This is a genomic window from Iocasia fonsfrigidae (assembly GCF_017751145.1).
GTDB lineage: Bacteria > Bacillota > Halanaerobiia > Halanaerobiales > DTU029 > Iocasia > Iocasia fonsfrigidae.
In genome coordinates this window covers 2,077,790-2,090,959 of record NZ_CP046640.1, presented here as the reverse complement: position 1 = coordinate 2,090,959, position 13,170 = coordinate 2,077,790, and the positions used below count along the sequence as shown (strand labels likewise).

The 13,170-nt window shown below is 31.6% G+C and carries 11 protein-coding genes and 3 tRNA genes; 4 read left to right on the top strand and 10 right to left on the bottom strand.

Annotated elements, in window-relative coordinates; genetic code table 11:
* Window positions 1-122: 122 nt before the first annotated feature.
* From GM661_RS09980 to GM661_RS09965, 4 genes are all read right to left on the bottom strand, one after another.
* Window positions 123-2,192 carry a thioredoxin domain-containing protein gene (locus tag GM661_RS09980; protein ID WP_230866732.1) on the bottom strand — a complete coding sequence of 690 codons (2,070 nt, stop codon included), beginning with the start codon at window positions 2,190-2,192 and terminating at the stop codon, window positions 123-125.
* Between the two features lie 85 nt (window positions 2,193-2,277).
* Entirely contained in the window at window positions 2,278-2,787 is a 510-nt protein-coding gene (locus tag GM661_RS09975; RefSeq protein WP_230866731.1) for a flavin reductase family protein, read from the bottom strand.
* A gap of 134 nt (window positions 2,788-2,921) precedes the next feature.
* A complete protein-coding gene (locus tag GM661_RS09970; RefSeq protein WP_125990486.1) occupies window positions 2,922-4,895 on the bottom strand; it encodes a S8 family peptidase in 1,974 nt (657 codons plus the stop codon).
* Window positions 4,896-4,931: 36 nt separating this feature from the next.
* On the bottom strand, window positions 4,932-5,993 hold the full coding sequence (locus tag GM661_RS09965) for a LysM peptidoglycan-binding domain-containing protein (RefSeq protein WP_125990485.1): 1,062 nt from the start codon (window positions 5,991-5,993) through the stop codon (window positions 4,932-4,934).
* Window positions 5,994-6,209: 216 nt separating this feature from the next.
* Here GM661_RS09965 and rlmD point away from each other — a divergent pair, with 216 nt between their 5' ends.
* Complete coding sequence (gene rlmD, locus GM661_RS09960) at window positions 6,210-7,565, top strand: 23S rRNA (uracil(1939)-C(5))-methyltransferase RlmD (RefSeq protein ID WP_230866730.1); 1,356 nt, start codon at window positions 6,210-6,212, stop codon at window positions 7,563-7,565.
* Here the strand turns inward: rlmD and GM661_RS09955 are convergent.
* Together GM661_RS09955 and GM661_RS09950 are read right to left on the bottom strand one after the other, a co-directional pair.
* Entirely contained in the window at window positions 7,555-8,358 is an 804-nt protein-coding gene (locus tag GM661_RS09955) for a hypothetical protein (RefSeq protein WP_230866729.1), read from the bottom strand. The genes rlmD and GM661_RS09955 overlap by 11 nt on opposite strands.
* Before the next feature lie 87 nt (window positions 8,359-8,445).
* Window positions 8,446-8,688 (bottom strand): glutaredoxin family protein, encoded by a 243-nt coding sequence (locus GM661_RS09950; protein ID WP_125992144.1) that lies wholly within the window; start codon window positions 8,686-8,688, stop codon window positions 8,446-8,448.
* Between the two features lie 244 nt (window positions 8,689-8,932).
* On the opposite strand from GM661_RS09950, the gene GM661_RS09945 reads away from it, so the two are divergent.
* The 3 genes from GM661_RS09945 (at window position 8,933) to GM661_RS09935 (ending at window position 11,484) form a co-directional block, all read left to right on the top strand.
* Window positions 8,933-10,288 carry an IS91 family transposase gene (locus tag GM661_RS09945; RefSeq protein ID WP_230866728.1) on the top strand — a complete coding sequence of 452 codons (1,356 nt, stop codon included), beginning with the start codon at window positions 8,933-8,935 and terminating at the stop codon, window positions 10,286-10,288.
* Window positions 10,209-10,478, top strand: a complete 270-nt coding sequence (locus GM661_RS09940; protein WP_230866727.1) for a hypothetical protein — start codon at window positions 10,209-10,211, stop codon at window positions 10,476-10,478. The genes GM661_RS09945 and GM661_RS09940 overlap by 80 nt, the downstream gene beginning before the upstream one ends.
* Before the next feature lie 85 nt (window positions 10,479-10,563).
* Complete coding sequence (locus GM661_RS09935) at window positions 10,564-11,484, top strand: tyrosine-type recombinase/integrase (RefSeq protein WP_230866726.1); 921 nt, start codon at window positions 10,564-10,566, stop codon at window positions 11,482-11,484.
* Window positions 11,485-11,707: 223 nt separating this feature from the next.
* On the opposite strand, the gene GM661_RS09930 is transcribed toward GM661_RS09935, so the two are convergent.
* From GM661_RS09930 to GM661_RS09915, 4 genes are all read right to left on the bottom strand, one after another.
* Window positions 11,708-11,783 (bottom strand) — tRNA-Phe (locus GM661_RS09930).
* A gap of 266 nt (window positions 11,784-12,049) precedes the next feature.
* A tRNA-Met gene (locus tag GM661_RS09925) sits at window positions 12,050-12,126 on the bottom strand.
* A 9-nt stretch (window positions 12,127-12,135) separates the two neighbouring features.
* Window positions 12,136-12,211, bottom strand: a tRNA-Lys gene (locus tag GM661_RS09920).
* Between the two features lie 56 nt (window positions 12,212-12,267).
* A complete protein-coding gene (locus GM661_RS09915; RefSeq protein WP_230866725.1) occupies window positions 12,268-12,984 on the bottom strand; it encodes a radical SAM protein in 717 nt (238 codons plus the stop codon).
* Window positions 12,985-13,170: the final 186 nt, after the last annotated feature.

Below are 13,170 nucleotides of genomic sequence, written 5' to 3'. Positions count from 1 at the left end.
ATTGGGATATTTTATTAATTATTATAACAGGATTAAAATAATATTTCAAAGATTATCATAACTGATATTGGTAGGATATATTGAAACATGGCAGTTTTTACTTAATTTAATTATTTAATTATTTAATTATTTAATATCTCTTTTATATCTGCTAGCTTGTTTGTAGGTAATTTACAGGAATAATCTTTACAAAGGTATATGGTTGTCTGTCCATTCTTTTTTTCATATTCTTTAATAAATGGAGCAAATTCATTTATTTTATCCCTGTTGGATTCTTTCAGGATAATCTGTAGGTTAGGAAAGTAATTATTTCTAAAATAGTCGAGTATTTCCTGTGTATTCCTGTCTTTCTTCTCTCCGACAATTACTAGATCAAAATAAGATTCCTGTAATGAATTGAAAGCAATTAAAAATTGGCAGTAAGCAGCAGGATTTTCTTCTACTTTTTCTGCAAAACAATTTATTAAACTATAAGCCTTTTTTTCATAGTCTTTATTACCAGTTATATGGCTTAGTCTTATTAAATTCCAGAGTGCTATAGAATTACCTGAAGGAACTGCTCCATCATATATTTCCTTACTCCTTAGTATTAAATCCTGATTATTTTCTACAGTAAAGAAAAATCCTCCATCTTGATTATCCCAAAATAATTTAATCATCTTTTTATTTAACTTTAAAGTAGATTCAAGATATTGACTATCAAAAGTACTATTATATAATTCAATCAATCCCCAGATCAAAAAAGCATAATCATCGATATTAGCTCTTAATGAAGAATCCCCACTACGGTATCTATGTAGTAATTCTTCATCTTGATATAATTTTTCTAAAATAAAATCAGCAGCCCCCTTTGCCAGATTGATATATTCCACCCGCTTTAAGACAAAACCTGCTCTGGCCAGGGCAGCAATTATTAGCCCATTCCAGTCAGTTAGTATTTTGTCATCCTTTTCCGGTGGAACCCTTTCCTCTCTGCTGGAAAGTAATTTTTCTCTTTCCTCCGTAAATTTATCAATTTCCTTAAATACAGAATCATTAGTTAGCGGGTTTGCCAGGTGCAGAATATTTCTACCTGTTTTTAGACCAGTGCTTTCTTCATGAAAATTACCATCAGTTTTTATTTGGTATATATCCAGAAATTCACTTGAATTTTCACCTAAAATATCCTTGAGTTCTTCTTCAAACCACAGATAATATTTCCCCTCTTCTCCTTCACTATCAGCATCTTCTGCTGAATAGAAAGCACCTTCAGCTGCTAACATTTTACCCTTTAAATAATCAATTATTTCCTTAATAGTTCTGGCATAAATATTACTACTATTTATCTGATATAATTCAACCAGGGTATAAACAATCATAGCTTGGTCATAGAGCATTTTTTCAAAGTGTGGTAATAACCACTTTCTATCTGTAGCATATCTATGAAAACCATATCCAAGGTGGTCATAGATCCCCCCGGCTCTCATTGCTAACAAGCTTTTTTCTGATATTTCTAGGGCCCTTTCTTTATTTGTACTATACCAGTATCTTAATAAATAAGAATATTGCTGAGGTGTTGGAAATTTAGGCTTTATTCCAATACCACCGTATTCTTCATCAAAATGACTCTCTAAAATTTGATAGGTTTTAGCAAGAATATTGGAATTTAGTTCTTTTTTTATTCCTATTTTATTTTTTTCTACTAAAATCCCACTTACTTTATCAGCTGAATTTAATAATTCATTCTTTTTGTTTTTCCACAATTCCTTTATCTTTGGTATTAATTCCAGGAGTCCTATCCGATTATAATGGCTATCTTTAGGGAGGTAGGTAGCAGCATAAAAGGGTTTTTTATCTGCTGTCATAAAAATTGTTAAAGGCCAGCCACCACTCCCGGTTATTAACTGACAGACATCCATATAAATATTATCAATATCTGGTCGTTCTTCACGGTCAACTTTAATAGCAAGAAATGTATCATTTATTAAACGTGCTACTTCAAAGTCTTCAAAGGATTCATGGGCCATTACATGACACCAGTGGCAGGTACTATATCCAATACTGAGGAAAATAGGTTTATCTTTGTTTTTGGCCTTTTTAAAAACCTCTTTATTCCAGGGATACCAATTAACTGGATTAAAAGCATGTTGTAATAAATATGGAGATTTTTCATTTATTAAGTGATTTGCATTTCTTTTAGTTTTTGTAGTCATAAAAAAACACCCCCTATCAGTATTATCCTTCAATAGGAGGTTTAATATACCTTGATGTAATTTTAAAAACTAATTCTAAATAATATTAATTCTTGTCAAGATAACTGCCGATAATTTCAGCAAAATATAGTGTATGATAATCATTATCAGCATACCATGAATCCTGAAAACTATTGATTAGATTTGCAGGAGCCATCTCTTGTTTATAGCAGATCTGGCACTCATAATGAAGTTGACAACCGGCAATTAGTGGGGTATTAGTTTTAGTACCTTTTAACAATTCAAGATTACACTCTGCTATCTTATCATAGTCTTTACCTGATTTTGTTCCACAGAATGTTAATTCTTTTTTCATCTTACCCTCAAAAGGAATACTTACTGAAAATTCATTAGTGTTTTCTATAAGCTGAAAGGTGTAACGGGATTTTCGCACCATTACCATAAGAACAGGTTTACCCCAGATATAAGCTAGACTCCCCCAACCGATTGTCATTGTATTAACTTTATTTTCATTAGCAACAATAAGAAAGCCTCCTTTTTCCAGGTTATCTAACATTTCTTCTGCATAATCATTATACCCAACTTCTACTAACATATAAAAACCCCCTATTATCTATTGTTTTGCTCTATTAAATATTTTAACATAGCTCTTATAGGATAGTAAAGCAGGATAATTAATTATAATAGTTAAACAGGGAGGATATATATCCTCCCTGTTTCTTTATAAAGTTAATTTTCAATTGTAAAAAGTGGACTGTCTATACCAGCAGGAATATAAAAGAGGTCAATCTTCAGGCCGTTTATATCTTTATCAACTATTAACTCTTTTTCTGTTTTACCAAAATAATCTCCACTATCAATTATATGATCATTATTTATATCCAGCCAGGCAAAGACAAAGTTCTTGCCTTCCTGGACTTCTTCTAATCTAAAAGACCTGTCATAATTTATTTTTTTTACCTCACTTTTAGTTTTTATCATTTTGCCGTCAATAGTCCCGGTAAAAACTACTGCTTGGTTATTTTTTTTTTCTAACAGTGCACTATGGGCATCCACCAGGCCATAACCGAAGGTATTATCCTTACCTTCTTCCCCAAGGTCCTTTGCTGTACTGATTAAGCGTTCTTTAATTTCATTGGGGTCATTAATACCATATGCCTTTAAAAGGGCTGCTATACCACTAACATACGGTGTGGCCATTGAAGTACCTATCATACCAGTATAACTTGCTACAGTTTTACCCTCTTTATAGTACCCCCAGGTACTATAGATTGGATTTCCATAATCACCACCAGGTGCTACCAGATCAACCTCTGGGCCATAATTTGAGTAAGAGGCCTTTCGATTGTTTTCATTTATAGCACCTACTGCTATTGTTTCCGGAAAGGCGGCAGGATAATAAACAGAACTATTTTCATTTCCTGCAGCAGCAATAACAGTAATACCTTTATTTACTGCAGTTTTTACAGCTTCATGTTGTAGGCTGCTCTGGTGATTACTACCTAGACTTAAATTTATAATGTCTACATTTTTATCTATTGCATAATAAATTCCTTCAGCGATATCCCAGCTAGTACCACCTTTTCTGGTTAAAGCCCTTATCGGGAGTATACTAACCTGCCAGTTAACACCAGCAATACCTTTATTATTATTAGTAACTGCACCGATTATTCCAGCAACATGTGTTCCATGACTACCACCATCAACTAATTTAGTCTCATCTGTAGGGTCATAATCTGTTATATCATAGTCTTCAATAGGATATGTTTTTTTACCACCTACAAAATCTACACCAGGAAGCAGATTTTCTGTTAAATCAGGGTGAGTAGTGATAACACCTGTATCAATGACAGCTACAGTTACATTTTCACTCCCTTTTTCTATATCCCAGGCTGCCTCAAGATTTACATTAATGTGTCCCCATTGATAATTATAATAACTGTCAGAGGGTACTGCTGTTGTATAAAAGATATAGTTTGGTTCAACCCAGGCAACATTATCTAATTCTCTATATTTACTTATAAATTCATTAATGTCTTCACCCTCTGGTACCCGATAGTGAACAATTTTACCTTCTTTGGTATCCAGACTATTAATAGTAATTAATCCACTATTGTCTGTGGATTCTTGATTATTCTCTTCAACAGATACCGGTTTATACTTAACAATAATTTCATCTTCAGTATATCTAGGTAAATTAGGATTAATTTTTAAGGGCAGTATTTCATTGATTACTGTATGATCCTCTGATATAACTTGTGTACCTAAAGATTTATTGTTAAAATTAACCTGTCCACTTATACTGTGTAAATTGTCTTTCTCTCTAATTAATAAGCTCTGTCCAATATAAATAATATCTGAACTAAGATTATTTATATTTTTTAAAGTACTTATAGAGATATTGAACATCTGTGATATTTTATAAAGACTATCCCCGGCTTGAACAATATAGTAATCATTAGTATTATCATTATTCTTTAAGGAAACCTTAATTCTTTGTCCAGGATATATTAAATCTGTATAAATATTATTTAATTCTCGAATAATGTTAACTGTTGTGTGATACTCTATAGCTATTTTATAGAGACTATCACCGGGTTTGACTATATGATAATTATAATCAATTGTTTGAGCATTCTGGAAAAACAATAATGGTGATAATACTATAAAAATAAATAAAAGCAAAATATATTTTCTTTTCAATATGATTCCTCCCTATAGAACTAGTAGCTAAATTCCTTAGACAGCAAAGTAATGCTCACCTATCTTTACAATAACTGTACGATAAAAAACCCATCTTGAGGAAGCAGTATCAGGATTATAATAATAAATAGCACCATTACTAGGGTCCCATCCCTCCAGAGCCAGTTCTACTGCATTATAAGCAGCTCTATTTGGTGTTAACCAGAATTGACCATCATGAACTGCAGTAAACTGCCATGGTTGAAAGATTACTTTTTCAACTGTATCCGGAAATAGTGGATGGAGTACTCTATTAAGTACAACAGCTGCAATAGCAACCTGCCCTTCAAACGGCTCCCCTCTAGCTTCAGAATAAACTGCTCGGGCTAGCAATTCTTTTTCATAATCTGTAACATCAACCTTCTGATAGCCTTTATCTGGTTGGCTTACAGGAATGTGTAATCTTTGTCCAATAAATAAATAATCAGATATCAAATTATTGATGGCCTTAATTTCGGCTATTGTAGTATAAAATTTTCTAGCAATTTTATAAAGGGTATCCCCTGCTCTAACTTCATAGGTATAATTTTTATCGATATCATTTACAGGGATGGTTAATTGCTGTCCAATTAAAAGATAATCATTTTTAAGATTATTGTGTTCTTTAATTTCTTTGACAGATATATCATATCGTCTGCCAATTTGATAAAGAGTATCGCCTGGTTTTACAGTATAACTAACATAAGTTTTTTCTGAAGGTATTTTTAATTTCTGTCCAATGATTAAATAATCATGTGTGAGATTATTTATCTTTTTAAGTTCATCAATTGTGGTATCAAACCTATTGGCAATCTTATATAAGCTGTCACCGGATTCAACATAATACAAGGTATAATTCTCATTGCTTGTTTCAACATACCCCATAATCTCAACCAAAGGGTGTTCTGCTAACTTGTTAATTAAGTCTTCCTCTGTTATACTATCATTTAAGATTGTTCTAAGTATCTCACCTGCCTCTTCTATACTTAAATTATCATAGCTTTCTGCCTGTCCATTAACATTAAACACTAGTATTAATAATAAAATAATAAATAAGACCTGATATTTCCTTTTTCCCAAGATCTTCCCCTCCTTATATTTAGATACGACATTATTATACAGGATGTATGATGATAACACAAAAGAAACTTTTGTTATTTTATAATATCTTACATAAGGCTTATTTTATTAAACATTTTTATAAAAATAGAAAATTATATTTACTAGCAGATAATTATTATATATAATAAAACATATCATTTTAAAGATATTAAGTTATAGAAAGGATCTGATACGATGGTGGGTATAAAACGAAGGTCGATTCAGGAGGTATATATCGAAGAGATAAATTATCCAGGGATTGGTGTAGGGTATTTAGATAATAAAAAAATTCGGATAAAACATGCCCTTCCCGGCCAAAAGGTTAAGGTTAAAATCCACAAAAAGAAAAAAGATTATTATATAGGCAGATTACTTGAGGTGATTAAGAGATCAAGTAAAGAAATTAAAGAAAAATGTAATCATTTTAAATCCTGCGGTGGCTGTAATCAGCAGACCCTCCCCTATGATATCCAGCTTATTGAAAAAGAGAAACAAATGAAAAAACTATTTAAAGCTAAAGGGATAGATAATTTTCAAGGCCTATTACCCAGTCCCCGTATTTTTGAATATAGAAATAAAATGGAGTTTAGTTTTGGAGATTTAGAGAAAGACGGTTTATTACAACTTGGTCTTCACCCCAGGGGAAGAAGATTTGATGTTATTACAGTAGATAGTTGTGTTCTGGTAGATAATGATTTCAGGGTAATCCTGTCATTAATAATTGAATATATGAGAAAACATAAGTTGAAGAGGTATCATGTAAAAAACCGCCAAGGATTTCTACGTAATTTAGTAATTAGAAAGGGATTAAAAACTGGTGAAATACTGGTTAATCTTATAACCACCTCTCAGCTCAAACATGATTTTAGTCAACTTAGTAAAGAGCTTAAAATGTTGCCGCTTCAGGGGGAATTAGTTGGTTTTTTACAGACCATCAATGATGACTATGCTGATGCAGTCAAATGTGATAGACTAATAATCCATTATGGTAGGGATTTTTATTTTGAGGAATTATTAAATTTGAGATTTAAAATAAAACCATTTTCCTTTTTTCAACCAAATACCTATGCGGCAGAGGTCCTTTATAAGGTAGTGAAAGATTTTTTAGGAGATGGTAAAAATAAATTTGTTTTTGACCTTTACTGTGGTACAGGAAGTATTTCCCAGGTGATAGCTGAAGATGTTAATAAAGTAATAGGGATTGAAATAATAGAAGAGGCTGTTGAAATGGCTAGAGAGAATTTGAAAATTAATAAGATAAAAAACTGCAGTTTTATAAATGGTGATGTTCAGGAAAAACTATTTGAATTAAAAGAAGTACCTGATTTGATTATTGTTGACCCCCCAAGACCAGGTATACACCCTGCTGCCCTAAATAAAATAATAGAATATGGCTGTCATGAACTGATTTATGTTTCCTGTAATCCCAGGACACTTGTCAGGGATTTAAATATAATGCAGGACAGTGGTTATACGTTTAATAGATTTAAGTGTGTAGATATGTTTCCACATACTAACCATATAGAATCAGTTGCCTATCTTAGCAAGTAGGATTTTCATCAAGTTTTTCTTCTCCAGCAGCTGATTTGATTTCTTCCAGCTGGAATATACTAAGTTTCTCTTCCATATCCTGGAGGTGCTTTATTAGTTTATTATTAATACTTTCATCAATTGTTACCGTGTTTTTTTTAATTGCCTTAATTAAACCTAAAAATAAGTTTTTTTCAGGTGAGGAATTATTTGTGTCAATATTATTTAATAAATAGTCTATTAATACACTTTTAAATATATCTAATCGATAATCTAGATTCCAGAAACGCAGTATGATATTGCTTAATAAAGCGAAAATAATACTAAGGGTCATTATTATTAAGGCTGGTTTTAAAGAAAATAGTAGAGTGCTTAGACTAGTAAAAAGGTCATTTAAACCAGTCACCCCCTCCAGGTTAAGATTGGTAATTCCAAATAAAATTATTATAAAACTACTAAATAACCCTGTTAGAATAAAAATATAATCACTCTGTTTAAGTATCTCCTTGCTATGTAATAAACAACTTTTTTTACGTGCCAAGAATGAATCAACATAAGCCTCCGGATTTATTAGCTGATAATCTTTATTATGAACAGTACTTTTATAATCATTTATTAAATTTAATAAAAACTTGTCTTCTGTTAATTTATCTTCCTCCATTTTTTTGACCATAAGCTTTAACCTGCGGCTAATCCTGAGGCTAAGGATAAATTCGAGGAAAAAAAACAAAAGCATAATAGATGTTATAATAATCAGACAGGGGTGATTGCTGTAATAGCTATAAATTGATTTTAATAATTCTAAACCAGTCATAAAATTTCTCCCTTTTCACAGTATATTTATTATTTCTGTATATTTTAAGATATTCCTGCCTGAAAGGGATTAGTAGTAAGCCAGGTTTTATAAATAGTGACTTTTTAACCATGTGATGATATCATTAGATTCATAGAGTGGTTTGTTATCGATAAACAGACAGGGAACCTGGTCTTTCCTTCCAATCTCCAGGAGTTCTTTCTTTGCGTTGTCATCCTGCCTGGTGTTTTTAAACTCAATCTTATCATTCAAACCATTTTTTTCAATAAATTTCAACACCTTTCTACAAAATGGACAACTTGGAAAGTAATAAAGTGTTAAATTTTCCATGATATATTCTCCTTTCTTTTTTGACAATTCCAAAGGTCGACAAATATATTTACTTCCAAGAAAACTATGTGATTTAGAAATTGTGGATAACTTTAAAGGCCGACAAATATATTTATCTGGTTAATAGTTTGCTGATTAACTATGAGTAATAAATAGTTTGAGTTAAGAAAGTTGATGTTTTGATTAAGTCTGGGTGGCGTAGCCATTTTGTTCAGGTATAGGAAATTATGTGTTAAGCAGGTTTGTGGATAACTTAATAGAATTAATAAGTATTATGAAAAGAAAAGAGATACAAAAACAACATACGATTAAAAAAATATTTACTCATAATAATAACTGGAAAATCTTTAAGGATAACAGATTATCAGAAGTGGTTCCAGCTGATATGATAGATGATGTAATTGAACAGGTTGAAAGGGCATTGGGTTGTGGAAATCCTGAAAATGGATATACTTTATATAAATGTCTTGAATGTGGTCATGAGCATATAATTGGATTTAGCTGTAAAAGTCGTTTTTGTGTACGATGTGGCAAGAAATATATAGATAATTGGGTTGAGAAACAAGTAGAGAATATACTTGATACAAGTCATAGACATTTAGTATTTACATTACCAGAACAATTAAGAGGGTATGTATATTGGCATAGAGATTTATTGAAAGATATGTGCGATGCAGTAAATGAATTAATTCAAGATTACTATGATAAACAATCAAAGGAAAAAGAATATCAAGTTGGAGTAATAACAGTAGTTCATACTTTTGGGAGGGATGTAGGGTTTAATCCTCATATCCATGCTCTATTAACAGAAGGAGCATTAGATAAATATAAGCAGTGGAAGCATATTGGATATATTTCATATCCATATTTAAGAAAGTCATGGCAGAAAGTATTACTTAATATATTTCGAAAGTATTTCAAAGAGGGCTTAAAGGTTCAGAATTTAGTAAGAGAACTGTATCAAAAATATCCTAATGGATTTTATGTAAATGCTGAATCTAGACTAATTAATGCTAGAGGTGCAACTAGATATATTGGTAGATATCTAGCACGTCCAGCTATGGCTGAATATAGAATACTAGAGTATGATGGTAAGAAGGTAAGGTTTTGGTATGAAGACCATAATACGAAAAAAAGAAAAGAATTACTGCTTGATGTATTAGACTTTATAGGTAGATTGATAATGCATGTACCTAAAAAGTATTTTAAGATGGTAAGAAGATATGGGTTATATAGTAGAGGTTTTAATAAAAAAGTAAAAAAGATAGTATCACTATGGAAATACATGAAGAAAAGACAGTTAAAACTAATAGTGGTAGAAAAGAAAAAAAGAGTAATGAGATGGCGAGAAAATATTATAAAAAGTTTTGATAGAGACCCATTAATATGTAGGAAATGTGGTTCGGAGATGGTATTATATGAGATATGGAGTCCTAAACATGATTTTATTTATCATTTTGAACATACAGATGAAAATGGACGACATATAAAAAGATATCCATGGGAGGAGGATCCTAGAATTGAAAGACGAAAAAGAGCGAGACAACTGGGAACTACCATTCCATTCCCCGGACCACCAAGAAGAATGGTATGTTTATAGATGTCCAAAGTGTGGGATGGATGATCATGTACCTGATTTTGTAGTAGATGAGTTTGCAATGGTTCAAAAATTGAAAGAAGGGGAAATGCCTGGAGTGGCATGTCCTGAATGTCTTACAAAGATGGTTTTTGAATCATCTTATATTAAATACCCCTACCGTAAAACAGAAGGGGATTCTGAGTTGCAGTAGGGTGGCGTAGCCATTTTGTTCATAAAAGGATTAATTTGTTTTTTGTTGAATATATAATAAAGAACTAAATAAAGGTGGACTGATAATGAGATACTTACAGGCAGTTAAGGCTTTTGAAAAATATCTACATGTTGAAAAAGGATATTCTAAATTAACAATTAAAGAATATATTGGAGATTTAAAACTTTTTTATAAGTATTTACTTGATAAAATGGATTTTGATAAAGAAATATTACTAAAAGATATATCAAAATATGAAATCTCCGAATTCCTTGGAGATATTATACTACTTAATAATAATACACCATCTACCAGGAATAGAAAACTATATTCAATACGTTCATTTTATAAATTTCTTCATAAATATGAGTATGTTGATAATAATCCGGCAGTCGATATTGAATCAAGCAGGACTGCAACCCGGGCTGAACCCATCTATATGAAACTAGATGATGCTCGTAAATATGTTGAGGCAATAAAAAATTATAATAGCATTAATCAAAAAAGGGATCTGGCCATAGTGAAATTATTCCTCTATGCTGGTTTAAGGGTCTCAGAACTGGTAAACCTTAATCTGGCCAACATCGATTTTGAAAATGAATCAATTAAATTTTTTGGTAAGGGGAATAAAGAACGAAATCTTCCCCTACATAATGATATAATAATGGCCATAGATAATTATCTACCTGAAAGGAATAAAATAAAAATTAAAGACCAGACAGCTATTAATGCCTTGTTTATCTCCCGTCATGGCAAACGAATTAGTGTCAGGACAATACAACTACTGGTAAAAAAATATGCAAAACTGGCTGGTGTAAAAAACTATAAAAAGATAACCCCACATAAATTACGGCATACCTTTGCTTCGATTTTATATTATCAGACTAAAGATATTAAGATAGTTCAAGATTTACTGGGACATTCTGATATATCAACAACCCAGATATATACCCATACAGATATAGAGGAAAAGAAAAAGGCCATTGATGAGCTGCCAGATTTCTAAATGGTACTTTCTTTATCAGCTGATTGATAGTCTATCTCTTCTTTCTCCATAAGTTTGTAATTTCCTGCTAATACCTCCCGATTCACAGTCTTAATCACATGTTCGATAAATCTGTTGATACGCAGTAATTATGATTTTATTTTTTCAACAGTAAACTTAAAAAAAGCCTTTCGGCTTAAGTATGATCAAGTAATATATATCTGTATTAATCTAGAAATAAAGATGGTGGTGAGAGACAGAATCGAACTGTCGACACGTGGATTTTCAGTCCACTGCTCTACCAACTGAGCTATCTCACCATTTTGGAAGTAAGGGGTCAGAGGTCGAATGTAAGAAACCAAAGACTAATACTTCTAAAGATTATTACAAAATGAAGAGGATTTGAAAGTTGTTAGTAAGTAAGGTTGTGCAAAATGTATTTGCATACAATCTTATCTCCGACTTCCTACATCCTACTTCTGTTTTGGTTGCACCATAGGCACTACGTATCTAAATAAACCATACAAGAACATTATGGTTGCACCACATGCACTCCATATTTAACTAAAATCATACAAGAAAATAATGGTTGCGGGGGCCGGATTTGAACCGACGGCCTCCAGGTTATGAGCCTGACGAGCTACCAGACTGCTCTACCCCGCGCTATTATATTGGTGAGCCATGGAGGAATCGAACCTCCGACACCCTGATTAAAAGTCAGGTGCTCTACCGACTGAGCTAATGGCCCTGCTTTATTACAACGATTACTATCTTACCATCTTTGTTTTTTTTTGTCAAGGCTTTTTAAGTAATTATATCAATTTTCCCTTCAAAAAGTTCTGCAATTGACTGTAATTCCTTTTCTGAAGCCTTTTTAATATTTTTCAAGGTACCGATTCTATCCAGACTATTGAGCTGTACCCGGTCAGGCTTAATCTTCTTTATTACCTCTTTAAATTTTACAAGTTCATCATTATTATCGTTTATTCCAGGAATAATAAAGATTTCTAGCCAGATCTGATTACTAAAATTACTGCGCAATTTAATTAAACTATCAATGACATCATCTATAAAAATGTTTTTAAGGGGTCTATTTATTTTTATAAAGGTCTCCTGTGTTACGCCATCAAGAGATGGTATGATTAAATCCACCCTTTCAACTTCTTCTATTACATTCCTGTCTATAAAATGAATCCCATTTGTTAATAAGGCTATTTTATAATCATAATTATCTTTAAGATAATTAATGATTCTTTTTATTCCATTATGTAAAAGGGGTTCACCTGAACCAGAAAATGTGATATAATCAATTTCCGGTTTATTAATAAGATATCTATTCAATTCATTAATTACATCCTTTGTTGGTACATACTCCTCTCTTCGGGCTGTCAGATTATTGGTCTTACCACATTCACAATAAATACAGTCAAGTGAACAGGTTTTATAGGGAACAAGGTCTATTCCCAGAGAATTTCCTAATCTCCTTGATAAAACAGGCCCAAAAATATATTTCAACTTCATTAACATATCCCTTCCTTCTGTTATAATCTCTTATCCTCTATAATTTGCTCATATTAAGTATTATATCAAAATAACATCGTTTTTCATATTTAAAACAAAAAATAATTTTATAAAAGCAGGATTTTTTTAAAAAAAGTAGAATAATACAATATATAGTATCATTAATTTTAAATAACACAATATATT